Annotated in this window: 28 protein-coding genes; 14 read left to right on the plus strand and 14 right to left on the minus strand. The window is 63.6% G+C overall.

Annotated features, from left to right (window positions below):
• Nucleotides 1–8 precede the first annotated feature (8 nt).
• From pgsA to NKH83_RS05725, 3 genes are read left to right on the plus strand one after another with little or no spacing between them, the layout of a single operon-like run.
• A complete protein-coding gene (gene pgsA, locus NKH83_RS05715) occupies nt 9–605 on the plus strand; it encodes a CDP-diacylglycerol--glycerol-3-phosphate 3-phosphatidyltransferase (protein WP_254820290.1) in 597 nt (198 codons plus the stop codon).
• A 1-nt stretch (nt 606) separates the two neighbouring features.
• Nucleotides 607–864 carry a molybdopterin converting factor subunit 1 gene (gene moaD / locus NKH83_RS05720; protein WP_254820289.1) on the plus strand — a complete coding sequence of 86 codons (258 nt, stop codon included), beginning with the start codon at nt 607–609 and terminating at the stop codon, nt 862–864.
• A 3-nt stretch (nt 865–867) separates the two neighbouring features.
• Nucleotides 868–1,338: a molybdenum cofactor biosynthesis protein MoaE gene (locus tag NKH83_RS05725; protein ID WP_254820288.1), complete on the plus strand. Its 471-nt coding sequence runs from the start codon at nt 868–870 to the stop codon at nt 1,336–1,338.
• An 18-nt stretch (nt 1,339–1,356) separates the two neighbouring features.
• On the opposite strand, the gene NKH83_RS05730 is transcribed toward NKH83_RS05725, so the two are convergent.
• The 4 genes from NKH83_RS05730 to NKH83_RS05745 are packed head-to-tail and all read right to left on the minus strand — an operon-like array spanning nt 1,357 to nt 3,920.
• Nucleotides 1,357–1,851 (minus strand): DoxX family protein, encoded by a 495-nt coding sequence (locus NKH83_RS05730; RefSeq protein WP_352479255.1) that lies wholly within the window; start codon nt 1,849–1,851, stop codon nt 1,357–1,359.
• Between the two features lie 5 nt (nt 1,852–1,856).
• Nucleotides 1,857–2,657: an HvfC/BufC family peptide modification chaperone gene (locus tag NKH83_RS05735; protein ID WP_352479256.1), complete on the minus strand. Its 801-nt coding sequence runs from the start codon at nt 2,655–2,657 to the stop codon at nt 1,857–1,859.
• Entirely contained in the window at nt 2,644–3,570 is a 927-nt protein-coding gene (gene bufB / locus NKH83_RS05740) for an MNIO family bufferin maturase (protein ID WP_352479257.1), read from the minus strand. The genes NKH83_RS05735 and bufB overlap by 14 nt, the downstream gene beginning before the upstream one ends.
• Nucleotides 3,571–3,596: 26 nt before the next feature.
• Complete coding sequence (locus NKH83_RS05745) at nt 3,597–3,920, minus strand: BufA1 family periplasmic bufferin-type metallophore (protein ID WP_352479258.1); 324 nt, start codon at nt 3,918–3,920, stop codon at nt 3,597–3,599.
• A gap of 294 nt (nt 3,921–4,214) precedes the next feature.
• Between NKH83_RS05745 and NKH83_RS05750 the strand changes: the two genes are divergently transcribed.
• Both NKH83_RS05750 and NKH83_RS05755 read left to right on the plus strand, forming a co-directional pair.
• Entirely contained in the window at nt 4,215–4,982 is a 768-nt protein-coding gene (locus NKH83_RS05750; RefSeq protein ID WP_352479259.1) for a YbaY family lipoprotein, read from the plus strand.
• Nucleotides 4,983–5,176: 194 nt separating this feature from the next.
• Nucleotides 5,177–5,446 (plus strand): hypothetical protein, encoded by a 270-nt coding sequence (locus tag NKH83_RS05755; protein ID WP_254820285.1) that lies wholly within the window; start codon nt 5,177–5,179, stop codon nt 5,444–5,446.
• 75 nt (nt 5,447–5,521) lie between these two features.
• Here the strand turns inward: NKH83_RS05755 and NKH83_RS05760 are convergent, their stop codons facing one another.
• The 5 genes from NKH83_RS05760 to NKH83_RS05780 all read right to left on the minus strand — a co-directional run bounded on the left by NKH83_RS05760 (nt 5,522) and on the right by NKH83_RS05780 (nt 9,326).
• On the minus strand, nt 5,522–6,130 hold the full coding sequence (locus NKH83_RS05760; protein WP_352479260.1) for a class I SAM-dependent methyltransferase: 609 nt from the start codon (nt 6,128–6,130) through the stop codon (nt 5,522–5,524).
• A gap of 268 nt (nt 6,131–6,398) precedes the next feature.
• Nucleotides 6,399–6,821, minus strand: a complete 423-nt coding sequence (gene ndk / locus NKH83_RS05765; RefSeq protein WP_023677669.1) for a nucleoside-diphosphate kinase — start codon at nt 6,819–6,821, stop codon at nt 6,399–6,401.
• A gap of 243 nt (nt 6,822–7,064) precedes the next feature.
• Nucleotides 7,065–7,361 carry a DUF1905 domain-containing protein gene (locus NKH83_RS05770; protein WP_352479261.1) on the minus strand — a complete coding sequence of 99 codons (297 nt, stop codon included), beginning with the start codon at nt 7,359–7,361 and terminating at the stop codon, nt 7,065–7,067.
• Between the two features lie 154 nt (nt 7,362–7,515).
• Nucleotides 7,516–8,151, minus strand: coding sequence for a 5,6-dimethylbenzimidazole synthase (gene bluB / locus NKH83_RS05775; RefSeq protein WP_352507903.1), 636 nt, complete (start codon nt 8,149–8,151; stop codon nt 7,516–7,518).
• Between the two features lie 464 nt (nt 8,152–8,615).
• Entirely contained in the window at nt 8,616–9,326 is a 711-nt protein-coding gene (locus NKH83_RS05780; protein ID WP_352802495.1) for a glutathione S-transferase family protein, read from the minus strand.
• A 77-nt stretch (nt 9,327–9,403) separates the two neighbouring features.
• On the opposite strand from NKH83_RS05780, the gene NKH83_RS05785 reads away from it, so the two are divergent.
• From NKH83_RS05785 to NKH83_RS05795, 3 genes are all read left to right on the plus strand, one after another.
• Nucleotides 9,404–9,916 carry a DinB family protein gene (locus NKH83_RS05785; RefSeq protein ID WP_352479264.1) on the plus strand — a complete coding sequence of 171 codons (513 nt, stop codon included), beginning with the start codon at nt 9,404–9,406 and terminating at the stop codon, nt 9,914–9,916.
• Nucleotides 9,917–9,930: 14 nt separating this feature from the next.
• Nucleotides 9,931–10,230, plus strand: a complete 300-nt coding sequence (locus tag NKH83_RS05790; RefSeq protein ID WP_352479265.1) for a hypothetical protein — start codon at nt 9,931–9,933, stop codon at nt 10,228–10,230.
• Nucleotides 10,231–10,356: 126 nt separating this feature from the next.
• Nucleotides 10,357–11,145 (plus strand): GGDEF domain-containing protein, encoded by a 789-nt coding sequence (locus tag NKH83_RS05795; RefSeq protein WP_352802499.1) that lies wholly within the window; start codon nt 10,357–10,359, stop codon nt 11,143–11,145.
• A gap of 12 nt (nt 11,146–11,157) precedes the next feature.
• On the opposite strand, the gene NKH83_RS05800 is transcribed toward NKH83_RS05795, so the two are convergent.
• From NKH83_RS05800 to NKH83_RS05810, 3 genes are all read right to left on the minus strand, one after another.
• Nucleotides 11,158–11,460 (minus strand): DUF982 domain-containing protein, encoded by a 303-nt coding sequence (locus NKH83_RS05800; RefSeq protein ID WP_352802502.1) that lies wholly within the window; start codon nt 11,458–11,460, stop codon nt 11,158–11,160.
• 164 nt (nt 11,461–11,624) lie between these two features.
• Complete coding sequence (locus tag NKH83_RS05805; RefSeq protein ID WP_352802505.1) at nt 11,625–13,706, minus strand: ATP-dependent helicase; 2,082 nt, start codon at nt 13,704–13,706, stop codon at nt 11,625–11,627.
• A 95-nt stretch (nt 13,707–13,801) separates the two neighbouring features.
• Nucleotides 13,802–13,975 carry a hypothetical protein gene (locus NKH83_RS05810; protein ID WP_254820276.1) on the minus strand — a complete coding sequence of 58 codons (174 nt, stop codon included), beginning with the start codon at nt 13,973–13,975 and terminating at the stop codon, nt 13,802–13,804.
• A 132-nt stretch (nt 13,976–14,107) separates the two neighbouring features.
• On the opposite strand from NKH83_RS05810, the gene NKH83_RS05815 reads away from it, so the two are divergent.
• The 6 genes from NKH83_RS05815 to NKH83_RS05840 all read left to right on the plus strand — a co-directional run bounded on the left by NKH83_RS05815 (nt 14,108) and on the right by NKH83_RS05840 (nt 22,569).
• Nucleotides 14,108–14,287: a hypothetical protein gene (locus NKH83_RS05815; RefSeq protein ID WP_352802509.1), complete on the plus strand. Its 180-nt coding sequence runs from the start codon at nt 14,108–14,110 to the stop codon at nt 14,285–14,287.
• A 441-nt stretch (nt 14,288–14,728) separates the two neighbouring features.
• Nucleotides 14,729–16,606, plus strand: a complete 1,878-nt coding sequence (locus NKH83_RS05820; RefSeq protein ID WP_352802512.1) for an ABC-F family ATP-binding cassette domain-containing protein — start codon at nt 14,729–14,731, stop codon at nt 16,604–16,606.
• A 94-nt stretch (nt 16,607–16,700) separates the two neighbouring features.
• Nucleotides 16,701–18,809 carry a molybdopterin-containing oxidoreductase family protein gene (locus tag NKH83_RS05825; RefSeq protein WP_352802515.1) on the plus strand — a complete coding sequence of 703 codons (2,109 nt, stop codon included), beginning with the start codon at nt 16,701–16,703 and terminating at the stop codon, nt 18,807–18,809.
• 56 nt (nt 18,810–18,865) lie between these two features.
• Nucleotides 18,866–19,564 carry a DUF2270 domain-containing protein gene (locus tag NKH83_RS05830; RefSeq protein ID WP_352479270.1) on the plus strand — a complete coding sequence of 233 codons (699 nt, stop codon included), beginning with the start codon at nt 18,866–18,868 and terminating at the stop codon, nt 19,562–19,564.
• Between the two features lie 171 nt (nt 19,565–19,735).
• Nucleotides 19,736–21,958 (plus strand): cation:proton antiporter domain-containing protein, encoded by a 2,223-nt coding sequence (locus NKH83_RS05835; RefSeq protein ID WP_502895549.1) that lies wholly within the window; start codon nt 19,736–19,738, stop codon nt 21,956–21,958.
• 377 nt (nt 21,959–22,335) lie between these two features.
• On the plus strand, nt 22,336–22,569 hold the full coding sequence (locus NKH83_RS05840; protein WP_352507893.1) for a DUF680 domain-containing protein: 234 nt from the start codon (nt 22,336–22,338) through the stop codon (nt 22,567–22,569).
• Between the two features lie 109 nt (nt 22,570–22,678).
• Here the strand turns inward: NKH83_RS05840 and NKH83_RS05845 are convergent, their stop codons facing one another.
• The gene (locus NKH83_RS05845; protein ID WP_352802522.1) at nt 22,679–23,194 is read right to left on the minus strand and encodes a SixA phosphatase family protein; all 516 of its coding nucleotides are present in this window, start codon (nt 23,192–23,194) and stop codon (nt 22,679–22,681) included.
• Nucleotides 23,195–23,203: 9 nt separating this feature from the next.
• Entirely contained in the window at nt 23,204–23,536 is a 333-nt protein-coding gene (locus NKH83_RS05850; RefSeq protein ID WP_352802525.1) for a hypothetical protein, read from the minus strand.
• Between the last annotated feature and the right edge of the window lie 8 nt (nt 23,537–23,544).

The raw sequence follows: 23,544 nt of genomic DNA on the forward strand, positions 1-23,544 counted from the left end.
CCCAAAACATGTCCCAGCGCGCGTTCAACCTGCCCAACATGCTCACTTACGCCCGCATCCTGGCGGTGCCGCTGGTGGTGCTGTGCTTCTTCCTGGAGGGGCATCTGAAATCGAGCGACTTCGCGCGCTGGTCGGCGCTCATCATTTTCCTGCTCGCCTCGATCACCGATTACTTCGACGGCTATCTGGCGCGCGCCTGGCAGCAGACCTCTAACATCGGCAAGATGCTCGACCCGATCGCCGACAAGCTGCTGGTCGCCACTTGCCTGCTGCTGCTTGCCGCCGACACCGACCGCCATGCCGGCATCGCCGGCTGGTCGCTGTGGGCGGCGATCATCATCCTGTGCCGCGAGATCCTGGTCTCGGGCCTGCGCGAATATCTGGCGGCTTTGAAGGTCTCGGTGCCGGTGACGCAGCTCGCCAAATGGAAGACCACCATCCAGATGATCGCCATCGCCTTCCTGCTTGCGGGCCCGGCCGGCGACAAGCTCTTTCCGCTGACCACCCAGACCGGGCTGGTGCTGCTGTGGATCGCCGCCCTGGTGACGCTCTACACTGGCTACGACTATTTCCGCGCCGGCCTCAAGCACATCATGGACGAGTAGCATGTCGACGAAGCTCATTTATTTCGCCTGGGTGCGCGAGCGGATCGGCAGACCGGAAGAAGACGTCGAGTTGCCGGCCGCCATCGAAACGGTCGCCGACCTGTTGCGCTGGCTGAAATCGCGCGGCGAGGAATACGAGCACGCGCTGCAATATCCTGACGTGATCCGCGTCGCCATCAACCAGGAACATGTCGAGCACCGCGAAAAGATCGCCGGCGCGCGCGAGATCGCGCTGTTCCCGCCGATGACCGGTGGCTGAACCATGTCCGCGGTGGTGCCTGTCGTGCGCATCCAGGCGGAGGATTTCGACGTCGCCGCCGAGATCGCCAGGCTGACCAGGGGTCGCAACGACATCGGCGCTGTGGTGACCTTCTCCGGCCTTTGCCGCGACGAGCAAGGCAGGCTCTCCGCGCTCGAGCTCGAACATTATCCCGGAATGGCCGAAGCCGAGATATCCCGCATCGCCGGCGAGGCAATCGAGCGCTGGCCGCTGCAGGGGCTCACCGTCATCCATCGCCACGGCAAGATCGCGCCGGGCGAAAACATCGTGCTGGTGGTGTCCGCTTCCGCCCACCGGCAGGCGGCGTTCGACGCCGCGAATTTCCTGATGGATTATTTGAAATCACGGGCGCCGTTCTGGAAAAAGGAACACCATAGCGACGGTTCCGAAGGCGGCTGGGTCGACGCCAAGGAGGCCGACGACAAGGCGGCGAGCCGCTGGAAGCGAGACTGACCAGGCTTCCGCGAGCCCTCAACCTTTGTCAGTGCCGATCAGATGATCGAGCGAAATCCGGCCGGGTCCCCAGGCCATGATGCCAAGCGCCATCGCCGCCCAGGTAATGTGCAGCGGCCAGCCGTCCGGCACGGTGAACTCGATGACCAGCGTCATCAGCAGCAACCCGAATGCCGCCAGTCGCGTCGCCAGGCCGATAACAAGGAGAACTGGCAACACGAGCTCCGCTGACCCTGAAGCGAACGCCACCAGCGCAGGTGCCGGAAAATCATAAGGACCGCCCGGCAGATGCAATTTGAGTTCCGAGCTGAAAAGCAGCACTGCGACATCGTTCAACTGTAGAAAACCGTCCCATTTGTTGACGCCGGACCGCCAGAACGGGACAGCGAGGGCGCAGCGCAGGACAAGCTGCGTCAGCGATGGCGTCGCGATCGTGCGCAGGGCGGCATTTAGCCTTTCGACGAGAGCGGCGAACCCTCGCGGTTCGGTGCTCGCGTTCTGCCTATCGCTCATCGTGGTCACCTTTCCTGATGTGCAGTCGTGAAGGCTCCCGCTTCCAGCACGCCGGCAATGTTGGCGGAAAGCTCGAATTCGGCACTCTCCGCAAACGCCGCCGCGGCCGCGGCGCCGAGCGACTCGCCCGCGACCAGATGCGAGATAAATATTGCGCCGCCGGGTGGTAGGTGGCGGACGAAGACCTCTAGGCCGGGCCGCGTGACCAGCGCATCTTCAGCGCCCGTTGCCCGGATCGGCCCAACAGGACCGTCGTTCCGGTTTGCCGCGAAGACTGTGACTGCCGGGAACCGGGAGCGCGCGATCCGCGTCGCCGGATGCGGCCGCAGCACGGTGTCGGCAAGCCTCTCGCGAGGGATCGACGCCAGTGCCTCAGCCGACAGCGCCTTCGCGTCGGCGGCATGATAGGCATCGAGCCAGGCCCGCTCGATGCGCGCCACGTCGGCCAGCCACGGCATCGACTGCGCGTGTTCGTAGCGCTCGATGAAATCGGGAAAGTCGCGGCCATATTCGAATAGAAGCGGCGAGGTGGGTGGCGTTTCGCGGATGTGAAAGCGCGCCATCGCGCGAAAGAAATCCGGGCCGGTGATGCGCAGCGTCGCTGGAAAGCTGGCGGCCAGCGCATCGATCAGGCTGACCGTGACGTTGTTGCGGTAGACGGCATATCGCTTGATCGCAGCCTTCCCGTTCGGCCCCGAAACAGAGTCAGGCGGGGCACGGTCAGGATCGAGCAAACCGGCGGTGAATGCCGCGGCATAGTCAAACCGGCGGCCGAGATCGCCCGACTGGAGCTCATCCTGCGGCATGGGCTTTTCCGAAATAGTCGTCGGCATGACGGTCGAGGATGGCCTGGGCGGCGGCGGCTTCCGCCTTGAGCACCGGCCACTCGGGAATGTCGCTGTCCCATTCGATTAGCGTCGGCAGTGGCCCGCATCGGCCGATGACGATATCGAAGAGCTTCCAGACCGCGTCGGCAACCGGGCCGTCATGGCTGTCGATGAGCAGCAGGTCGCCCTCGTCGTCCTCCTGCCTGGCGTGCCCGGCCAGATGGATTTCGCCGACATGTTCGAGCGGGAAGTCCGCGAGATAAGAACGTGCCGAATAGCCGTGATTGGTGGCCGAAACGAAGACGTTGTTGACATCGAGCAGCAGGCCGCAGCCGCTACGCCGAACCAGCTCGCGGATGAAATCCGTCTCACTCATCGTCGATTCCGGAAAAAGCACATAGGTCGAAGGATTCTCGAGCAGGATCAGGCGGCCGATCGCGCCCTGGAGCTCATCGATGTGATCCGCCACGCGCGAAACCGTTGCCGGCGTGTAGGGCAGGGGAAGCAGGTCGTTATAATAGGTGGTGTCGTGGGTCGACCAGGCGAGATGCTCTGAAACGAGCGCCGGCTCGTAGCGGTCGACCAGCGCCTTGAAACGACCGAGATGCACCTTGTCGAGCGGCTGCGGGCCGCCGATCGACATGCAGACGCCATGCAGCGAGACGGGATAATTGCGGCGGATGCGGGCGAGCGCGTCGTGCGGCGCGCCGCCGGCGCCCATGTAGTTTTCCGCATGAACCTCGAAGAAGCCGCTTACGGGGCCGTCGCCGAGGATTGCGGATAGATGCTCATGCTTGAAACTGGTGCCGGCAAGGCCGGCGACCGGGTGCGCCGGAAAGCGCGAGGTCTTCGACGTGCGGGATGCTGGACGAGTCGGTTCGTTCATCGTCATCGCCGCTTTCCGGCATGGTGCATCGCTTACGACGGGACGTCGCGAGTCAGCTCGGTGGGTGAGCCCTTGCGGCCGCCGGGCAGGTCCATCGTCGTGCAGGTGCCGCCGTCGACGAACTTCCAGGCGTTGCCTTGGTAGTCGACGGTCGAGGTGCCTTGGCAGGTGGTCCCCGGGCCTGCCTTGCAGTCATTCTGTCCCTTCAAGGCGACGCCAAAGCACTTCTCCTTGCCAGCATCCATCGCTGCCTTGACCTGTGCCTCGGTCAGCGGCGCGGCCGTCGCAAAAGAAGCAAGAGCCGTGGCAACGGCGCTGGCCAGTAAGGCCGCGCTCACGGTTGATCTCGTTGACATGATTTCACCTCCGGTTGGGTTTCAGGCGCACTCTCCTCAGTGTGCATTGGTCAGTTCGGTCCGGACGCCCGCCGTGTTACCTCTGTTGGGAACACGAATTCGTGATCGTCTGAGGCTTGGCTGAGCGTGGACTGAACAGAGTTTGCGGAGCGGCCAAGAAGGCCGACGACAAGGCGGCGGGCCGCTGGAAGCGCCCGCCGTCCAAATAAATTCCTGGGACAGCCATGCCCATAGGCCGCCGGCCATTCATTGACCGCAATCCTGCGAAACCCTTGCCGGAAGGGGAGCAGGATCATGCTGGACAGGATCGCCGAGTTCTTCATCTTCGGACTGGTGCCGCTGGCCGTTGGCATACTTGCCGTTCCGGATCGTTCCGTGGCTGCCGAAAAGACCCTCAAGGGCGAGGTGATGTATCGCGAGCGCATCGCGCTGCCGCCCAATGCCGTGCTTTCCGTGCAGCTTGCAGACGTGTCGCTGGCCGACGCGCCGGCAGCAATCATCGGCGAGCGCAAGGTGGTGCCGGCCGGCCAGGTGCCGATCAAGTTCGAGATCAGCTTCGACCCGCGGGTGATCCGGCCTGATATGACCTACGCGCTGCAGGCGCGCATCACTGTCGATGACCGGCTGCTATTCGTCGCCGATACGCGCCATCAGGTCGACCCGCTCAGCGACGCGCCACAGACCATCATGCTGAAAATGGCGGCGCCGGGCGACGAGCCGGCGGCACCTTCCGTGTTCGGCCAAAGCTGGCTGGTCGAATATATCGACGGCATCGGCGTGATTGCCGAGCCGCGGGCGACATTCCGCATCAGCGAAGCCGGCAAGGCCGGCGGCAGCGGCCCTTGCAACGTCTATTTCGCCACCGCCAGGATAAACGGATCGACGATCGCAATCAGCGACATCGGCTCGACCTTTAAGGCCTGCGCGCCTCAGGTCATGGCCGAGGAAAAGGCGCTGTTCGAGGCGCTGGCCAAAGCAGCATCCTACCACGTCGACGCCGGCAAGCTTGTCATCGCCGACAAAGATGGCCGCGACATCCTGCGCTTCAATGCCGCGAGCTAGCGCTTAGTCCGCGCCGATTGGCCCGCGCGGCAGCCGCATGTCGATCACGATGTGTTTCAGCGGGAATAGGCCGGGCAGAGGGCGCGTTAGTTCCACATAAAATGGCGGGTAAGGCAAAAGGGACGTTTGTCCCTTCGTTGAAGCCGCCAGAATGGCTGCGGCTCGTTCTGGCCTTAACTCAAAGGAGTCCAGACATGAAAACGCACACGCTTATCCTTGCCGCCACCGGTGCATCGCTCCTTGCCTTTACCGGCCTTGCCAAGGCGGACGACCATCTTGTCAATGCTCTTGACCACGGTCTCAAAGCGGACAGCCAACCGTTCCAGACCAACAAGGCCGGCCATAGCGGCGATCTCGCACCGGGGCAGGGCAGCCCGTTTTCAGGTGAAGAGACCAAGACCCCGTCCACCGACACGGAGGCGGCGAATGAACATGCGAACGTGAAGGAACGCCAGGCGAAATAGACTGACAGAACCCGCCGCTAGGGGGCGGCGGGCGACATGTATCAGGCGACGATGCCGCATCTCACGCGATATTTCTCAATTCGTCGCGAGTTTGAATACCGCGCCATAGTGATAGGGCGGCACATCAACCAGCTCGGCGAGCTTGAACCCGCTCGCTTCCACCGACGCGGTGGTCTGTTCGGGCGACAGCCTCAGCTCGGTCTTTGGCCCGCGCGGCTCGCCCAGGACCGTGGTTTGCTCGCGCGGATACTGGTGCCAGTTGACGATGGCAAAACGACCGGCAGGGCCAAGCGTCGCGCGCACGGCGCGGGCAAGGCGCGGCCGGTCCGGAACGCCATGGAAAGCGTTGGCCATGAAAACGAAGTCGACGGTCTGAGGCACCAGCCCGGCAAGCTCATAGGCGTCGCCCGCCACAAACTCGCAATTGCCCGCGCCGCCTTTGGCCAACCGCCGCCTTGCGACTTCGAGCAGATCGGCATCGATGTCGATGGCGATTACATGACGGGCGACCCTGGCGATTGGCAGCGTGAACCAGCCGTCGCCGCAGCAGAGATCGACCACGTCCGTGCCGGGCTTCATGCCTACTGCCGCCAGGACGCTGGCGGGCTCGGGCCACAGCGATTCCCACCAGCCGCTGGTTGGCATTTCGGTGCCCTGGAAGAAGCCGGGAATGGCGCTGGTCATGGCCTTGTCGGCTCCCCAAAATCCTCATTGTCGGGACGGCGTTTGATCCGCCCTCCGAGCTTAACGCACCGGTGACCCGTCGAGGAGCCTGAAGCTGAAAATGTCCGCTACTGCATGTCGCGCAGCAGCGTGCAGCGGTTTTGCGATACCGACATGCACCAAAACAAGAACCTGAAGCGCATCGCATGAGACCGGTCGAACGCGACGGGCTTTGGCGAAAAAGGCCGGCGTTGCGCCGGCCTTTTTTGATGGGGTTCGGATGCCGGGCTTAGCCGACGATCTCGGTATCCGAGAACCAGTATTTGATCTCTTGCGCGGCGGTTTCCGGCGCATCGGAACCGTGCACGGAGTTCTCGCCGATCGACAGTGCGTGCAGCTTGCGGATCGTGCCTTCGGCGGCGCTTGCCGGATTGGTGGCGCCCATCACTTCGCGGTTCTTGGCAATGGCGTTCTCGCCTTCCAGTACCTGCACGACTGTCGGGCCCGACGACATGGATTCGACCAGCTCGCCGAAGAACGGACGTTCCTTGTGCACGGCATAGAAACCTTCCGCCTCGCGGCGGCTCATCCACACCCGGCGCGAAGCGACGACGCGCAGGCCGGCATCTTCCAGTATCTTGGTGATAGCGCCGGTGAGATTGCGACGGGTCGCGTCCGGCTTGATCATGGAAAAGGTGCGTTCGAGCGCCATGGGGTCGTCCTTGTGATGGAGAGTGGAATTGAGGGTGGCGGGCTCTATACAAGCCGCCCGCCGCCTTGCCAAGGGGAGGCCGGCGCAGCGCGCATTTCTGCGCTGGGGCGGCGGACTTTCAAGTCGAACCATGCCGCTGCTCATCTTTTTGTTGAGATCGGATTTTCCGACAACCGGTACCCACTTTGGATCCGACCGACTGGCCGCCCTATAGCGCGTCGTCGTCAGCCTGACCCGACGTCGTCATAACTGCATCTCGATCGTCAGGTTGGCCGTGTCGCCAGCCCCGAGGCCTTCGCGGACCCGCACCGCGGTCTTGATCGGCAAGAGCAGGCTGCCGGATTTCTTGTCGGGAAACAGCGATGTCCGCCATCTGGTCTGGCCGATGACGGCCTCCACGCCAAGCGAGCCCCAGGGCCTTGCCATCCCAACCATCGCCGTCTTGATCCGGGCTCCAAGCTCCGGCGGCAGGGTCACGAAATGCCAGCCGCCCTTGCCCGGATAGACCCAGATCTCGGCCTGCATGTCGTAGCGAAACATTCTATGCACTTCCTCAGGTCAAGGCCTTCACGACCGGCTTTGCCATGGTGTCTTGCTGGCATGCTGACGATCGGCGAACCATCCATGATATCCACAGCCCTGCTGGGGAGGAGTCATTCTTCCCCGCAAGGAGGATGGCAGCGCTGCCATTCCACTACCGCCTTGTCACGATAGACGGCCGCCGCGTTTCCCAGCCTTCCCGTTCCAGTTCCGGCACGCTGTGGTTCTCGCTGGGGTAGCCGATGCAGAAGTAACCGATCAGTGTCCACTCCGGCGGCACGTCCAGGATCGTCGCCATCTCGGCCGGGTCGAGGATCGAGACCCAGCCCATGCCTATTCCCTCGGCGCGCGCCGCCAGCCACATCGTGTGGACCGCCATGACAGCGGAATAGTCTATGGTGGCTGGCATGGTCTGGCGGCCAAGCCCATGCCCTTGCTCGGTTGCGCGGTCGGCGAAAACCGCAAGCTGGCAGGGCGCCTCGTTCAGGCCGGCAAGTTTCAGGCGCCCATACAGCGCGGCGCGTTCACCGCAAAAATTTGCGAGTGCCTCCGCGTTGCAGCGCTCGAAGCATGCCCTGACGGCGGCGCGGCATGTTTCGCTCTCGACGATGACGAAGCGCCAAGGTTGGCTCAGCCCGACGGACGGCGCGGCGCTGGCAAGCTCGAGCAGCCGCTCCAGCGCCCCTTCCGGGAGCGGCGTCGGCTTGAACCGCCTGACGTCGCGCCGCCACAGGAAGAGCTTGGCAAGCCCGGCGCGAAAATCGGCCGGGAACTCTGGGTTTGCGGTCATGGCGCGCTGCCTCTGTTGTGGTTGCCCGGTTCGCCGGTTTTTCGTCTTGTTTGCTTCGATCCGGGCAGTGATGCGGCGCCTCAAGCGACACTTCGTCTACCCGCGTTGTCGCATTTCGCCGGGCGGGAATTCTAATGCATGTCGCGCAAAAGTGTGCAGCGGTTTTGCGGCAACGACAAACAAGTGCATGCCGCGCAAAGGTGTGCAGCGGTTTTGCGGTAACGACATGCATCAAAACAAGAACCTAAAGCGCGTCACATGAGGCCGGTCGAACGCGACGCGCTTTAGCCGAGGCCGGGCGACGTTGCCGTCATCTACGCCGTTGAACCTTGATCGGCAAACAAAACCCGCCTCGGCAAGCCGGGCGGGTCGTCGGTACGAATCAGCACCATACCGAAATTAGTAGCATAGCTGCCGGCACAAAGCAAGAACAGAATGTGGCGTTGCCGATGAAGCTGCCGAGCTCAACTTGCGAGCGGGGCGATCGCTGCCGGCGCGACCGTGCGGCCGAGGCCGCCATGCAGATCGAGGCATCGTTCGAACCATTGAGCCACGACATCGCTGTCGTCGAGCAGCCGGTAGGGCGTGGCGATGCGCGCCCATTGCAGCGCGCCGAAAACGATGTAATCGGCAAATAGCGGCGACGGGCCGCCAATGAAGGGCTGATAGCCGAGCATCGAGCGGAGTGGCTCCAGCGAGGCGCGGAAGCCGGCGAGCCCGGCGTCGCGGGTGGCGTAAACCGCCTCCAGGCACCTGCCGAAGCGCTGCTCGCGGTTCTGCCGGAAATAGGCGGCGTTCGCTTCGTCCTGCATGGCATGCAGGTCCAGTAGCGCCGCGGTGGTGACGTAGGGATGGATGGTCAGCTGCGACCAGCGTTCGATGAAGCGCGCCGTCGCCTTACCGCCGTCGCCGGAAAACAATGTCGGCCGCTCGGGATAGGTCTCCTCGAGATAGAGCGCGATGGCGAAGGAATCGGCGACCACCGTCTCGCCGTCGCGGATCACCGGAACGAGCTTCGAGACGCCGCCTTCCACCTTCGGCACTTCGAGGAAACGGGTCGGCACGCTGGCGATGTCGAGTCCCTTGTGGGCCAGCGCCATCGCCGCCTTCCAGCAATGTGGGCTGAATGGGCGAGCGGCGTCGCGTCCAACAAGGTCGTAGAGCAGAATGGTCATTGGCGGCAGCGTCCTTGCAGTCTAACTATGGCCGAAACAGACCCGCGCGAAACAGGGTCCCGCAGGTCGAGAGAAGAATGAAACAGCATTTCAGGATGTTTGCGGCCTACAATCAATGGGCCAACGGCCGCATCTACGATGCCGCCGCCGATCTCGACGAGGAAGAGTTCGACCGCAATGTCGGCGTCTTCTTCGGTTCGATGATGGGAACGCTCAACCATCTCCTGGCAGCCGACCGTATCTGGATGAAACGCTTCACCGGCGAGGGCGACGCGCCGGCAAGGCTCGACACGATCTTGCACCGCGCCGTGCCAGGCTTGCGGCTGGCGCGCGAGGCCGAGGACAAACGGATCATCGACTGGGTCGACGGCCTGAGCGACAAGGCGCTGTCGGGCCGCTTCTCCTACATGACCGTCTCGGATATGCGCACCGTCTCCCAGCGGCTGGCGCCGGCGCTCGACCACTTCTTCAACCACCAGACCCACCACCGCGGCCAGGCACATGCGATCCTGACCATTCTGGGCAAGCCAAGCCTCGGACTGGACCTGACGATGTTCCAGCGCAGCGAGGAGGGCAGGGCTTTCGCCTGAACCTGGGGCGGCTGGTGAAGCGGACGGTGGATAGAGGACGATCCGCCGAGATTGCAAAACGCGCCAAAACATTTTATGGAGCGGACGGTCGTGAGGGCGGCCGCTCCAGCAGCATTCAGCAGCAACAGCGAGAATTGGCACGCATGCCCAATGAACCCTTGCGCCTTGTGGCGTTCTTCGCCGTGGTCTTGGCGCTTCTCAACTCCGGTTATTATTTCCACCAGGGCGACATTGTCGCGACCATCTATTTCATGATCGGCGCCATTCTTGTGACCGCGGTGACGCGGATGAGCATCAGAAGGCAGCTGATTTAGGACCGATCTTCTATCTGGCCGCCATCTCGACGGCTGGTTCGCGACTGCGATCGAATTGAAAGCAAAGTCTTAGGACTTCGTTTGTGCTGTTGCTTCAAGGTAGCCGGCTGAAGCAGGAGCAAAAGCATGCAGATCGATTTGTCCCCGACGAGCTGGGGCAGGGTCGTGGCGGTTACCGTCGCGGGTACGGCGGTCTGCATTGCAGCCGCATTCCTCGTCGATTCCTTCAATTTCCCATATTTGTCGCCGGAAGCGCTGTGGCGGGCGCAGCTGACCGACCTGCTGCTGCCGCTTATCCTGGCCAGCTCGTTCTTCTTTTTCCTGATGTGGAAAATGCGCCAGCTGGCGATCGCGCAGAAGGCACTGGCCGTCGTCGCGGCGACCGACAGCCTGACGGCGGTGTTCAACCGGGGTGCGTTTTCCATGCTCGTCGAGGCCTATCTCGAACAGGCCCGCAGCCATTCTGTCGTTAATGCCGGCGCCTTGCTGATCGTCGATGCCGACCATTTCAAATCCGTCAACGACCGCCTCGGCCACGACTGCGGAGACCAGGCGCTCAAGCTGATCGCCAAGACAATCCAGGGCCAGCTACGCGGCGCCGATATCGTCGGCCGGATCGGCGGCGAGGAATTTGCGGTTTTCCTTCCCGGCGCAGATCCTTCGCAGTCCTGGCTGGTGGCGGAGACAATTCGCCGACGCGTCCGTGAGGCGGAGTTCTCGCCTGGCGGCCGGCCCTGTCCTCTCTCGGTCAGCATCGGCGGCGTCGCCTTCAGCGGGCCGACCACCTACGCCGAGATGTTCGTGGTGGCGGACAAGCACCTTTACAAGGCCAAATCGAACGGCCGCGATCAGGTCAGTTTCGAACCCGCGGCAACGGGCGACCCGCCGGGCGGCGGCCCGATGACGGTCCATTGATGGTCGTTTCGGTCAGGCGGCGTAGCCGCCGAGGCCCCGGGCGACCGGCTTGACCGAGACCGCCGGCTGGGCGGCCGGCCAGAGGATGCCTGCCGTCGCGGCGAAGGTGATCAGGGCGTCGCGTGCCGCTTCGGCCGAGATATCGCCGGCACGTGCCGCCTCGCAGGCCTTTACCGCGGCGCCATAGCTCAGCCGCCGGCGCGAAGGTGGGAACTCGGTCAGGAATTCGTGCATCTCGGAGAACGAAGCGATCGTACGCTTGTAGCCGGCGCCAACGGTTAGGGCAACCGGAGTGGAAAACGTCCTGTCGTGCATTCTGGCCTCTCGAATGGGCGGAGGTCACGGCGGACGCCGTTCTCCGGTCTGGGGGTCGGGCAGAAACGCGGGTCACGGCGCGAGGTTCCATGTTGCCGCGATTGTTTTTTCGCTGGCTCCGGGAGCGGTCGCCGGGAGAGCAGCGCCAGCGGTGAGGCGGATGCCTATTTCCACATGCCACGCATGCGGGCGCCGAGGTCGACGCGCACCTGCGGCTGGCGGCGCGGATCGTCCGGGGCCCGGACGCTGGCCCAAGCCACCTGTTCGAAGGCGCCTAAGATCGAGCGCGGGATGAAGCGCGTGCGCGAGGCATAGACATGGCGGTCGCCGCGCGCCGCCTGGCCGTGGACGAAAAAGCGATGCGGCATGACCAGGTGCAGGCTGTCCTTGGCCCGCGTCATCGCCACGTAGAGCAGCCGCCGCTCCTCGTCGACGTCCTCCTTGCTGCCGACGCCGAGATCGATCGGGATGCAGCCGTCGACGGTGTTGAGCACGAAGACGTTCTTCCACTCCTGGCCCTTGGCCGAATGGATCGTCGACAGGATCAGATAATCCTCGTCGCGGTGCGGCGGGCCAGCCTCGTCGCTGGTCGCGTCAGGCGGATCGAGTGTCAGCTCGGTGAGGAAGCGCTCGCGCGACGCATAGCCGAAAGCGATCTGCTCGAGCTGCAGGAGATCGGCCCGGCGCGTCGTTGCATCCTCGTGGATGCGTTCCAGATGCGGCTCGTACCAGAGCCTGACCTGCTCGAGGTCGGCCGGCCATTTTTGCGCGCCGGCGCGCAGGCCGCAATAGAGCGCGACAAAGCCCGGCCAGTCGTCGGCGGCACGCTGCGGCGGCCGATAGCGGACAAGCCCCATTGTCTCGTCGAGCGACGTCGCCATGGTCTCGACGATCGCATTGGCGGCCGAAGGGCCGATGCCCGGCAGAAGTTGCAGCACGCGAAAGCCGGCGACGCGGTCGCGCGGGTTTTCGGCAAAGCGCAGTACGGCCAGCAAGTCCTTGACGTGAGCTGCATCGAGAAATTTCAGCCCGCCGAACTTGACGAAGGGGATGTTGCGGCGCGTCAGCTCGATCTCCAGCGGGCCGCTATGGTGCGAGGCTCGAAACAGCACCGCCTGGGCTTTGAGAACGGTGCCGGCCTCGCGCTCGGTGAGTATCGCCTGGCAGACATAGCTCGCCTGCTCGGTCTCGTCGCGCACGCTCACCAGCTTCGGCTTTTCCGCCGATTTGCGCTCGGTCCAGAGATTTTTGGTGAAACGTTCCGACGCTTCGCCGATTACCGCATTGGCGGCCGCCAGGATCGTCTCGGTCGAGCGGTAGTTGCGCTCCAGCATGACGACTTCCGCCGGCTGCGCGAACTGATTGGGAAAATCCAGGATATTACGCACTTCCGCGGCGCGGAACGAATAGATCGACTGCGCGTCGTCGCCGACCACCGTCAGCCCCGATCCGTCGGGCTTGAGCGCCGTCAGGATCGATGCCTGCAGTCGGTTGGTGTCCTGGTATTCATCGACCAGCACATGATCGAAACGCGCACCCAGATGCGCGGCGATTTCCGGCTCGCCGGCCATCTGCGCCCAGTAGAGCAGCAGATCGTCGTAATCGAGCACATTCTGCGCCTGCTTGGCCTCGACATATCTGGCGAATAATTGCTTCAGCTGTTCGGCCCAGCCGGCGCACCACGGGAACACCGAACCCAGCACCTCGCCAAGCGGCGCCTGTGCGTTGACGGCGCGCGAATAGATCGCAAGGCAGGTGCCCTTGGTCGGGAAGCGGGCTTCGGTCTTCGAAAAACCCAACTCGTGGCGGGCGAGGTTCATCAGGTCGGCGGAATCCTCGCGGTCGTGGATGGTGAAGGCCGGATCGAGACCGATCTCCAGCGCGTAATCGCGCAGCAGCCTTGCGCCGATGCCGTGGAACGTGCCGGCCCAGCTCAGCGCATCGGTAATCATCGAGGCATCGCGCCCCAGCACCTCGCCGGCGATGCGCTCGACCCGCTTGGCCATTTCGTCTGCGGCACGGCGCGAAAATGTCATCAAAAGGATCCGCCGCGGGTCAGCACCCCTGACGATCAGATGCGCGACCCGGTGCGCCAGCGTGTTGGTCTTGCCGGAGCCGGCGCCGGCAATCACCAGCAACGGCCCGGCGATCTTGCCGTCGCCATGTTCGACGGCAAGCCGCTGCTCGGTATTGAGCTTCGCCAGATAGGCCGGCTGGAAGGACGAATCACGGGCGGCGAGGTTCATCGCCCATCAAGCATCGTTTCTGCTTTGTTCGCAACAGTTTGCGGAGCCGGAACAGGGCTCGTGAACGAAGAAGCCTTTGCGGGCAGGCCTGTCGACTAACGCTCGGGCTCGACGCCCATGCTTGCCGATTGCCGCCGCAGCGCCTCGCGATCGTCCTGTGGCGGCGGCAACAGCAGCGGATCGAAATCGTCGGGCACCTCGTCGATCACTTTCCTGGCGACGCGATAGGCAACATAGACGATTGCCCCGGCGATGAGCAGACGGATCATGCCTTCCTCCATTGATTGTGCAGCAACCGGAGACGCGGCATTTTGTTCCCCGGCTCCTCGGCGAATGCGGGAACGACACCGGCCGCGCAACCAAATCGCCGACGCCTCGTTGTCGGGCGAGAGGAGACTGCGATGAAAAAGCGCTCAATCCTGCTGCTTATGGCAGCTCTGACTGTTGCGGGTTGCGACAACAACACCCAGCCGACCAAGGCCCCTAGCGATACCGTCGAGCAGAACCCGCAGGTCGACAAGAATCCGGTGCCGAAATCGACGACCGGCGGCGATCAGCCCGGCACGCCGCCGAAACAATGACCGCCTCAAATGGAGTCGGAAGGTGGCCGGCGCCGCTTGGGAGGAAGCTGATGGCGCCGGCCAGGCGGAGATCAGGCCCGCCGCACATCCAAGGATAGCTGAGTCTTTCCGCAGCGTCATGGCCGATAGCGTACAGACGGCACGCCCCTGTGGACAAACCTGCCGGCCACAGCAGCGTTTGTTCATCACATAGTTCGTTCTTCCCATGGAACAAAGCGGGCTGCTGCGTGTTTGGGTGTCGATCGGACGCTCCCAAGGCCGCCGTTCACGAAAGGGCCCGCTCTCCTTGTCCCCCCTCAGGATAGCGGGTTCTTTTTTGCGTTTTGCGGGACGTTGCGGCGCGCGGGGTCGACGTCACCTACTTGCCGGTTTTCGCGCCTTATGCGGCGAACCGGGCTCAAGGCCTTGCGAAGCATGGTTGTCCCGTGCAAAAGCCCGGCCATGCTGATCATCAACGACCTTTCGCTCCGCATGGCCGGACGCCTGCTTCTCGACCATGCCTCACTGACCTTGCCGGCCGGCAGCAAGGCTGGCCTTGTCGGCCGCAACGGCACCGGCAAGACGACCCTATTCAAGGCGATCACCGGCGACCTCGCCTCCGAGACCGGCTCGGTCAGCCTGCCCAAAAACACGCGCATCGGCCAGGTCGCGCAGGAAGCGCCGGGCACCGAGGAGCCGCTGATCGAGATCGTGCTCAAGGCCGACCTCGAACGGAGTGCCCTGCTCGAAGAGGAAAAGACGGCGACCGACCCGCACCGCATCGCCGACATCCACATGCGGCTGGCCGATATCGATGCGCACTCCGCCGAGTCACGCGCGGCCACTATTCTCGCCGGCCTCGGCTTCGACGATGCCGCGCAGCGGCGCCCGGCCTCGTCCTTCTCCGGCGGCTGGCGCATGCGCGTAGCGCTGGCCGCGGTGCTGTTTGCCGAGCCCGATTTGCTGCTGCTCGACGAGCCCACCAATTATCTCGACCTCGAAGGCACGCTCTGGCTGGAAAATTACGTGTCGAAATACCCGCATACCGTGCTGCTGATTTCGCACGATCGCGACCTGCTCAACCGCGCCGTCAATTCGATCGTCCATCTCGACCAGAAGAAGCTGACCTTCTGGCGCGGCGGCTACGACCAGTTCGAGCGCCAATACACCGAGCAGCGCGAATTGCAGGAGAAGGGCCGCGTCAAGCAGGAAGCCGCGCGCAAGCACATGGAATCCTTCGTCGAGCGCTTCCGCGCCAAGGCATCGAAGGCGAGGCAGGCGCAGTCGCGCATCAAGGCGCTGGAGAAGATGAAGCCAATCGCCGCGATCGTGAACGACACGGTGCGGCCGTTCTCCTTTCCGGAGCCGGTGAAGACGGTGGCCTCGCCGATCATTGCGCTCAACAACGTCAACGTCGGCTACACCGAGGGCGAGCCGATCCTGAAGAAGATGACGCTGCGTATCGATGCCGACGATCGCATCGCGCTGCTCGGCGCAAACGGCAACGGCAAGTCGACTTTCGCCAAGCTGTTGGCCGGCCGGCTGAAGCCGGAGACCGGCAGCATGACGGTGGCGCCCGGGCTGAAGGTGGCAATCTTCGCCCAGCACCAGCTCGACGACCTCAGGCCCGATGAAAACGCCTATGAGCATGTCCGCCGGCTGATGCCGGATGCGCCGGAATCCAAGGTGCGCGGCCGTGTCGCCCAGTTCGGCCTGACCACCGAAAAGATGAACACCGCCGCCAAGGATCTGTCCGGCGGCGAAAAGGCGCGGCTCCTGATGGGCCTGTCGGCCTTCGAGGGGCCGAACCTTTTCATCCTCGACGAGCCGACCAACCATCTCGACATCGACAGCCGTGAATCGCTGATCCATGCGCTGAACGATTTTCCCGGCGCCGTCATCCTGATCTCGCATGACCGCCATCTGCTCGAAGCGACCGCCGACCGGCTGTGGCTGGTCAAGGACGGCGCGGTCAATCCGTATGACGGCGATCTCGAGGATTACAAGACGCTGGTCACCGGCGTCTCCGGCGACCGCCGCGGCAAGCGCGAGGCGGACAAAGCGTCGAAGGCCGACCGCCGCCGCGATGCAGCCGCGCGCCGCGCCGCCTTCGAGCCGCTCGCCAAGGAAATCCGCGCCACCGAAGCGCTGATGGACCGCCTCCGCAAGCGCATCGACCTGATCGAGGATGAACTCGCCAACCCGGCCGTCTACGAAAAGGACCCCTCGACCGCGACAAGGCTGGCCAAGGAGCGCTCACAACTCGCGCAACAGCTGGCCGGCCACGAGGAAAAATGGCTGTCGATGTCGGCCGAGTACGAGGAAGGCACCGCGGAGTAGCTGAGTGTAGTCTCCCGACTTGGGGACCCTTGGGGGGAGATCGGCTCGTCATCTGGCCCTACACCTAGTAGCCCAAAGCAGCTAGTTTGCGCCCATGAATCAGCACGCCAAGCTCAAAATCGGCCACTCGGCCTGTCCGCATGATTGCCCGTCGACCTGCGCGCTCGAGGTCGAGCTGCTCGACGCCAGGCGCATCGGCCGCGTCCATGGCGCCAAGGCCAACAGCTATACGGCCGGCGTCATCTGCGCCAAGGTCGCCCGTTACGCCGATCGCGTCCATCATCCCGACCGCCTGCTGAAGCCGCTGGTGCGGGCCGGCGCCAAGGGCGACGGCGCCTGGAAGGACGCGAGCTGGGAGGCAGCGCTCGACCTTGTCGCCGAGAAGTTCATTGCCGCCGAGGCGAAGTACGGGTCGGAGACGGTCTGGCCGTACTACTATGCCGGCACGATGGGGCTGGTGCAGCGCGACGGCATCGAACGGCTGCGCCATGCGAAAAAATATTCCGGCTTCATCGGTTCGATCTGCACCAATCTGGCCTGGACCGGCTGGATGATGGGCGCCGGCGCGCTGCGCGGTCCCGACCCGCGCGAGATGGGCAAATCCGACTGCGTGGTGATCTGGGGCACCAACGCCGTGGTCACGCAGGTCAACGTCATGACCCACGCCATCAAGGCGCGCAAGGAACGCGGCGCCAAGATCGTCGTCATCGACGTCTACGAAAATGCAACGATGAAGCAGGCCGATCTCGGCCTGGTGCTGAAGCCCGGCACCGACGGCGCGCTGGCCTGCGCGGTGATGCACGTGCTGTTCCGTGACGGCATGGCCGACCGCGCCTATCTGGAAAAATACACCGACGATCCGCACGGTCTGGAAGCGCATCTTCGGACAAGAACGCCGCAATGGGCCGCTGACATCACCGGGCTTTCCGTCGACGAAATCGAGGCCTTCGCCCGTCTCGTCGGCACGACGAAGAAGACCTATTTCCGCCTCGGCTACGGTTTTTCGCGGCAGCGCAACGGTTCGGTCAACATGCATGCCGCGGCCTCGATCGCGGCGGTCACCGGCTGCTGGCAGTATGAGGGAGGCGGCGCCTTCCATTCCAATTCCGGTATCTTCAAGCTCAACCAGGAGCTGCTGGAAGGCACCAAGATGCGCGATCCCTCGATCCGCCATCTCGACCATTCGCGCATCGGCCCGGTGCTGACCGGCGCCAAGGATGCGCTCTATGGCGGTCCGCCGGTGACGGCGCTGCTGATCCAGAACACCAATCCGGTGAATGTCGCGCCCGAGCAGCGGCTGGTGAAGCAGGGCTTCCTGCGCGACGATCTGTTTTCCTGCGTGCACGAGCAGTTCATGACCGACACGGCAAAGCTCGCCGATGTGGTGCTGCCGGCGACGATGTTTCTCGAGCATGACGACGTCTACAAGGGTGGCGGCAACCAGCACATCACGCTCGGGCCGAAGCTGATCGACCCGCCGGAAGGTCCGCACACCAACCATTTCGTCATCGAGGAGCTCGGCAAAAGGCTCGGTGTCGCCGATCGCCCGGGCTTCGGCATGACCGAGCAGCAGCATATCGATATCATTCTGGGCAAGCGCGGGCTGGGCAGCTTTTCGAGCCTCAAGGACGAAAAATGGATCGACCTGCAGCCGGATTTCGCGGCCGCGCATTTCCTGGACGGCTTCGGCCATGCCGACAAGAAATTCCATTTTCGCGCCGACTGGACGGGGCAGGCGGCGCCCAACCGGCCGCCGAAAAGTATGGGCCTGTTCGGGCCTGTGGAGCAGTTGCCGGAATTTCCCGATCATGTCGACCTGATCGAGGTCGCCGACGAGGCGCATCCGTTCCGGCTGACGACCTCGCCGGCGCGCAATTTCCTCAATTCGACCTTTGCCGAAACGCCGGTGTCGCAGGCAAAAGAGCGCCGGCCGGAGTTGCTCCTGCATCCCGATGATGCGGCGGCACTCGGCCTCGCCGACGGCGGACGTGTCGAAGTCGGCAACCAGCGTGGCGAAGTGGTGCTGCACGCAAAACTGTTCGACGGGATCAAGCGCGGCGTGGTCGTTGCCGAAGGTATCTGGCCGAACAGCGCCCATGAGCGCGGCGAGGGCATCAACGTGCTGACCGGCGCCGATGCGCCGGCGCCCTATGGCGGCGCCGCCTTCCACGACAACAAGGTCTGGCTGCGCCCCGCGGATTGAGCGTCGGAACGATATCTCCATCCGGCCGTTTTCGCGTGGCGGGTGGAGGCATTGTCATGGCAGAAGTGTTGCGGGCGCCGGATCCCATCGGAAGGACATTGTCGTCCGGCGAACTCGTAACCACGATGTCCCACTTTCATCGCGCCGAGATTGCGCGCATGGCTGGGTGGCGCGACCGCCTGGACCGGACGAGCAACTGGGCGATAACCGTTGTCGCGGCGATGCTCTCCGTTTCGCTTTCGACGGCCAGCGCTCACCATGGCGTGCTGCTGTTTGCCATGCTGCTTGTCCTGCTGCTGCTGTGGATAGAGGCCCGCCGATATCGCTTTTTCGACTTCTATCGGGCTCGCGTGCGCCAGTTCGAACGGCACTATTTCGCGCAGATATTCTCGCCGCAGCCGGACTTCGCGTCCGATTGGCTGTTGATCGTCGGCGAGAGCCTGCGCGCGCCGAAATTCCTGATTTCGCAACGCGTGGCTTTGGCGCGCCGCCTGCGTCGCAATTACATCTACATGCTGCTGATTCTGCTGCTGGCCTGGATCCTCAAACTGTCGACCCCCAGTCTTCTGACCGAAGGCGTCCCCATCGGCTTCGTCGGGTCGATGCGTGAGGCCGTCGCCAGTGCTGCGCTGGGTCCAGTTCCTGGTGGCGCCATCGTCGTGCTGGTCGCCGTCCTCTATGCAGGCCTGCTGGTGACAGCCTTTCTGACAGAGAGCGACGACGGCGAACTCTCCTTCGGTGACGTTCACGTCTAGCAACGCAACGCCCTGTCGCGCGTTGTTGGACACGTGCATTTGGGCGATGGGGGTTTCATGGCTTGGCAGGCTCCGACACGTTCCAGCCTGGCGCTGCTGGTTTGCGCTTTCGTCCCCGCAGGCGCGGCCGGGGCAGCGGAGACGCTTGTTGCCGGGACCAAGGCCTCCGGCATGGGTGGCTCGGGCGAAGGCGCTTTCGTCGCCGAGATCGTGCTTCTGCTGCTTGTCGGGCGCGGCCTGGGCGAAGTGTTGCAGCGCTATGGCCAGCCGGCAATCATGGGCCAACTCATCGGCGGCATCCTGCTCGGTCCTTCGCTGTTCGGCTGGCTATGGCCGTCGGCCCAGCACCTGATCTTTCCCACCGATCCCGCGCAAAAGGGCATGATCGACGCCGTCTCGCAGCTCGGCATCCTGATGCTGCTTTTGCTGACCGGCATGGAGACGGACCTGCGGCTGGTACGCCGGGTTGGCGCGGCCTGTTTTTCCATTTCGGCTACCGGCGTCGTGGTGCCCTTCATCTGCGGTTTCGCGCTGGCGCAGTTCCTGCCGGACGCATTGCTGCCCAACCCGACGCAACGCACCGTTGCCGGGCTGTTCCTGGGCACCGCGCTGTCGATCTCGTCAGTCAAGATCGTCGCCATGGTGGTGCGCGAGATGAACTTCATGCGTCGCAACCTCGGACAGGTGATTATTTCCTCGGCAATCATCGAGGACACGATCGGCTGGCTGGTCATCGCGGTTACCTTCGGCATCGCCACCAATGGCAGGCTGCAGCTCGTACCGCTGGTGACCACCATCGCCGCCGTGGCACTGTTCATGGTGTTCTCCTTCACCATTGGCCGCCGTCTTGTCTTCACCTTGATCCGCTGGACCAACGATCAATTCCGCAGCGAGTTTGCGGTGATCACCACGATCCTTATCATCATGGGCGTCATGGCGCTGATCACCAACATGATAGGCGTCCATACGGTGCTGGGGGCGTTCGTCGCCGGCATTCTTGTCGGGGAATCGCCTATCCTCTCCAGCCATATCGAAGGCCAGCTGCGCGGCGTCATCACCGCGCTGTTCATGCCGATCTTCTTCGGCATGGCGGGGCTTTCCGCCGATCTAACAGTGCTCGCCGATCCGACGCTTGCCATGCTGACGGGCGCACTTGTGGTCATCGCCAGCATCGGCAAGTTTGGCGGCGCATTCATCGGCGCCAAGCTCGCCGCCATGTCGTTCAAGGAAGCAATCGCCGTCGGCAGTGCAATGAACGCGCGCGGCTCGACCGAGGTGATCGTCGCCAGCATCGGCCTGTCGATGAACATCCTGTCGCACAACCTCTTCACCATGATCGTCACCATGGCCGTGATCACCACCTTGGCCATGCCGCCGATGCTGCGCTGGGCGCTCGGCCGGCTGCCGGTTGGGCATGACGAGCAGCAGCGTGTCGAGCGCGAGGCGTTGGACGAATACGGCTTCATTTCCAGGCTGGAGCGGCTGCTGGTGTTGGTCGATGACAGCAGGATCGGCAAGTTCACTGCCTATCTCGCCGGACTGGTCGGTGGAGGCAGCGGCATGCCCACCACCTTGCTTCGCCTGCCCACCACCTTGCTTGAGGCGAAAGACGGCCGAGTTGACAGGCCGACCGACAGCAAGGGACAGGAGCGCGCCCTGCAGGAAATCAAGAAGGGTGCAAAAAAAAGCGCTCAGGCGGTGAAACGGATCGAAGACACGCTTGTCGACAAAGTCCATCTGACGGCCCGCACCGAATTGGAGGCCACGGGTGAGACGATCGCCGAAGAGGCCCGCAAGGGATACGGCCTGTTGCTGGTCGGCCTTGACAATGTGCTGACCGCCGATGGCGCCTTCGCGCCGGCCCTCAACGACATTGCCGCAGGATTTGACGGCCCGCTTTGCCTGGTCCTGAACGGCGGCAATGCTGCCGAAAAGATGCCGACGCTGAAGGCCGGAACCAGCATTCTCGTCCCCGTCAACGGTACCCAGGTGGCGCGTCGCGCCGCCGACTTGGCGCTGGCGCTGGCCCGTCCAAACCGGGCACGGATCAAAGTTCTCTACGTTTCGCAAAAGGCAGCCAAGGGCCGCAGGTCGACATCGGTGTCGCATAGCCGCGAAGAGGCCGTGCTGAAAGACATCGCCGATTTGGCGGGCCGCTACGGCCTGCATATCGACACAGCGTTCCATACCCGCGTCACACCCGACAAGGCCATCACCCGGGAGGCGGCCAACGGCGCGGCGATCGTCGTGATGGGCGTCACCCAACGTCCGGGTGGGGACCTGTTCTTCGGCGAAACCGCCGGCGCTGTTTTGGCCGCCTGCAATTGCCCCGTGGTGCTTCTGGCCAGCGCGCGGCCCAAGCATGACGCCGCTGGCGCTGAGCTGGCGGCGTGATTTTCATGGCGCGCACTGACCCGTCGGTAGACATGTCGATTGAGGCTCTGAAGCGCTGATCAGTCAAACGTAAAGAACTCGAACCGAACGGTTCGGTTCTGTTGACGGAGCGTACAGGAAAGGGTGAACGCCAGCTCCCAGAATGTTCGCCAAGAAAATCACCAATGACCGCGTAACCAATTGACAATAAAGAAGAACAGTGTGGCGGAAGGAGCCGCATGTCGAATTTCAAGCGGCCAATTTGGCGCACCCGAACAAAATTTTCGTGATTGGAAACGACAGGCTTGCCGACCCATCTCGGGGTGGTCCGAGCGACGCGAATTCCTCCCAAGGCACGCCACTTGACGGACAGAACAAAGACTACCGGAGTACCCGAAATGACCAAGATCGCTCTTACCGCCGCCGCCATCCTTGTTGCCACCGGCACTGCTTTTGCCGGCAGCGACCACTATGGCTCGGACAACGTCAACCAGCCGGCCGCTCCTGCTGCCAACGTCGACAACACGTTTACCGGCTCGATCCGCAAGCCGGTTACTTCCGAGCATGCTGGTGCCAAGACGACTTCCGAGTCGGTGGCGCCTGAATCCGGCCAAGGCATCTGGGGCCGCTGATTATCACGGCCCCGGAGCACAAAGAGCGGCGGGCTTGGCCCGCCGCTCTTGTTTGGTGCGAAGCGGGTTTGGCCGAAGGTCGGCGATCCCCCGGCCTGCCAGGCAATCCCTAGCGAAGATCCTTCGGCCAGATGCAGTGCGTCAGCCGGGCGCCGCCGAAGGTGAGACCGGCCCAATCGCCATCGACGTCAAACCGAGCCAGGGCCGCGGTCGGGAATTTATCCGCCAGTTTTTTCAGCGCCGCTTCATCCGATCCAGCCCCGGCAAGACCGCGCGCGAACTCCTCCAACCCGGGATTGTGGCCGAGCAGCAGCAGCGTTCCGGTTCCCGCCTTTACTTGCCGCACCTTGGCGAGGATGTCCGCCGCCGCTGCCTCGTAGAGCGCCTGGGCAAATTTGACCTGCACCTTCGCCGGCAATTCCGCCGAGAGCAGCCGCCACGTGTCGCGGGTGCGCAGCGCCGGCGATACCAGCGCCAGCTCCGGCAGCCAGCCGCGCCGGGCCAGTTCGCGTCCGACCAGCGGCGCTGCCTTCAGCCCGCGCGCGGACAGCGGCCGGTCGAAGTCGATGAGGTCGGGATCGTCCCAACTCGACTTGGCGTGACGCAGCAGCAGCAGTTGCTTCATGGATTCAATTCAAGTCCAAGGGATGTCCGGCTGAAAGTCTTTCCCATATCCGCCGCCATGTCTTGCACCCGTGACGGCATCAAAACTCGCCCAAAGCGCACCAAAGATAAACAGGCCTACGCACCGTTCATCTTTATCCCATCTGACCGAAATGTCTGCTTCAGTAATGGCCCAATCGCCCGATCGAACGTGAATTGCACCAACGACAGGACCTACTCGCCCGTCCTCGATCCGACAGAGATAAAAATATGCCGTGGCAGTTTTCGGATGGTCCGCCTCGTCGTACTCGAAGACGCCGGCCAGATCACGCTTTGTCCGGATCGCGCTGTCGAAAACGTCCATTGGTCTAT

The sequence above is a fragment of the Mesorhizobium sp. M0909 genome, from assembly GCF_040319515.1.
In the GTDB taxonomy this organism is placed as follows: domain Bacteria; phylum Pseudomonadota; class Alphaproteobacteria; order Rhizobiales; family Rhizobiaceae; genus Mesorhizobium.

Excerpts from the sequence above, each read along its gene's own strand:
- pgsA (WP_254820290.1), top strand. The coding sequence starts at position 9 with ATGTCCCAGCGCGCGTTCAACCTGCCCAACATGCTCACTTACGCCCGC.
- NKH83_RS05815 (WP_352802509.1), top strand. The coding sequence starts at position 14,108 with ATGAAAAAGCGCTCAATCCTGCTGCTTATGGCAGCTCTGACTGTTGCG.
- NKH83_RS05850 (WP_352802525.1), bottom strand. The coding sequence starts at position 23,536 with ATGGACGTTTTCGACAGCGCGATCCGGACAAAGCGTGATCTGGCCGGC.
- NKH83_RS05780 (WP_352802495.1), bottom strand. The coding sequence starts at position 9,326 with ATGACCATTCTGCTCTACGACCTTGTTGGACGCGACGCCGCTCGCCCA.
- NKH83_RS05750 (WP_352479259.1), top strand. The coding sequence starts at position 4,215 with ATGCTGGACAGGATCGCCGAGTTCTTCATCTTCGGACTGGTGCCGCTG.
- ndk (WP_023677669.1), bottom strand. The coding sequence starts at position 6,821 with ATGGCGCTCGAACGCACCTTTTCCATGATCAAGCCGGACGCGACCCGT.
- NKH83_RS05840 (WP_352507893.1), top strand. The coding sequence starts at position 22,336 with ATGACCAAGATCGCTCTTACCGCCGCCGCCATCCTTGTTGCCACCGGC.
- moaD (WP_254820289.1), top strand. The coding sequence starts at position 607 with ATGTCGACGAAGCTCATTTATTTCGCCTGGGTGCGCGAGCGGATCGGC.
- NKH83_RS05835 (WP_502895549.1), top strand. The coding sequence starts at position 19,736 with ATGGGTGGCTCGGGCGAAGGCGCTTTCGTCGCCGAGATCGTGCTTCTG.
- NKH83_RS05760 (WP_352479260.1), bottom strand. The coding sequence starts at position 6,130 with ATGACCAGCGCCATTCCCGGCTTCTTCCAGGGCACCGAAATGCCAACC.
- bufB (WP_352479257.1), bottom strand. The coding sequence starts at position 3,570 with ATGACGATGAACGAACCGACTCGTCCAGCATCCCGCACGTCGAAGACC.
- NKH83_RS05825 (WP_352802515.1), top strand. The coding sequence starts at position 16,701 with ATGAATCAGCACGCCAAGCTCAAAATCGGCCACTCGGCCTGTCCGCAT.
- NKH83_RS05735 (WP_352479256.1), bottom strand. The coding sequence starts at position 2,657 with ATGCCGCAGGATGAGCTCCAGTCGGGCGATCTCGGCCGCCGGTTTGAC.
- NKH83_RS05795 (WP_352802499.1), top strand. The coding sequence starts at position 10,357 with ATGCAGATCGATTTGTCCCCGACGAGCTGGGGCAGGGTCGTGGCGGTT.
- NKH83_RS05770 (WP_352479261.1), bottom strand. The coding sequence starts at position 7,361 with ATGTTTCGCTACGACATGCAGGCCGAGATCTGGGTCTATCCGGGCAAG.
- NKH83_RS05755 (WP_254820285.1), top strand. The coding sequence starts at position 5,177 with ATGAAAACGCACACGCTTATCCTTGCCGCCACCGGTGCATCGCTCCTT.
- NKH83_RS05845 (WP_352802522.1), bottom strand. The coding sequence starts at position 23,194 with ATGAAGCAACTGCTGCTGCTGCGTCACGCCAAGTCGAGTTGGGACGAT.
- NKH83_RS05805 (WP_352802505.1), bottom strand. The coding sequence starts at position 13,706 with ATGAACCTCGCCGCCCGTGATTCGTCCTTCCAGCCGGCCTATCTGGCG.
- NKH83_RS05830 (WP_352479270.1), top strand. The coding sequence starts at position 18,866 with ATGGCAGAAGTGTTGCGGGCGCCGGATCCCATCGGAAGGACATTGTCG.
- NKH83_RS05730 (WP_352479255.1), bottom strand. The coding sequence starts at position 1,851 with ATGAGCGATAGGCAGAACGCGAGCACCGAACCGCGAGGGTTCGCCGCT.
- NKH83_RS05810 (WP_254820276.1), bottom strand. The coding sequence starts at position 13,975 with ATGATCCGTCTGCTCATCGCCGGGGCAATCGTCTATGTTGCCTATCGC.
- NKH83_RS05800 (WP_352802502.1), bottom strand. The coding sequence starts at position 11,460 with ATGCACGACAGGACGTTTTCCACTCCGGTTGCCCTAACCGTTGGCGCC.
- NKH83_RS05745 (WP_352479258.1), bottom strand. The coding sequence starts at position 3,920 with ATGTCAACGAGATCAACCGTGAGCGCGGCCTTACTGGCCAGCGCCGTT.
- bluB (WP_352507903.1), bottom strand. The coding sequence starts at position 8,151 with ATGACCGCAAACCCAGAGTTCCCGGCCGATTTTCGCGCCGGGCTTGCC.
- NKH83_RS05785 (WP_352479264.1), top strand. The coding sequence starts at position 9,404 with ATGAAACAGCATTTCAGGATGTTTGCGGCCTACAATCAATGGGCCAAC.
- NKH83_RS05725 (WP_254820288.1), top strand. The coding sequence starts at position 868 with ATGTCCGCGGTGGTGCCTGTCGTGCGCATCCAGGCGGAGGATTTCGAC.
- NKH83_RS05820 (WP_352802512.1), top strand. The coding sequence starts at position 14,729 with ATGCTGATCATCAACGACCTTTCGCTCCGCATGGCCGGACGCCTGCTT.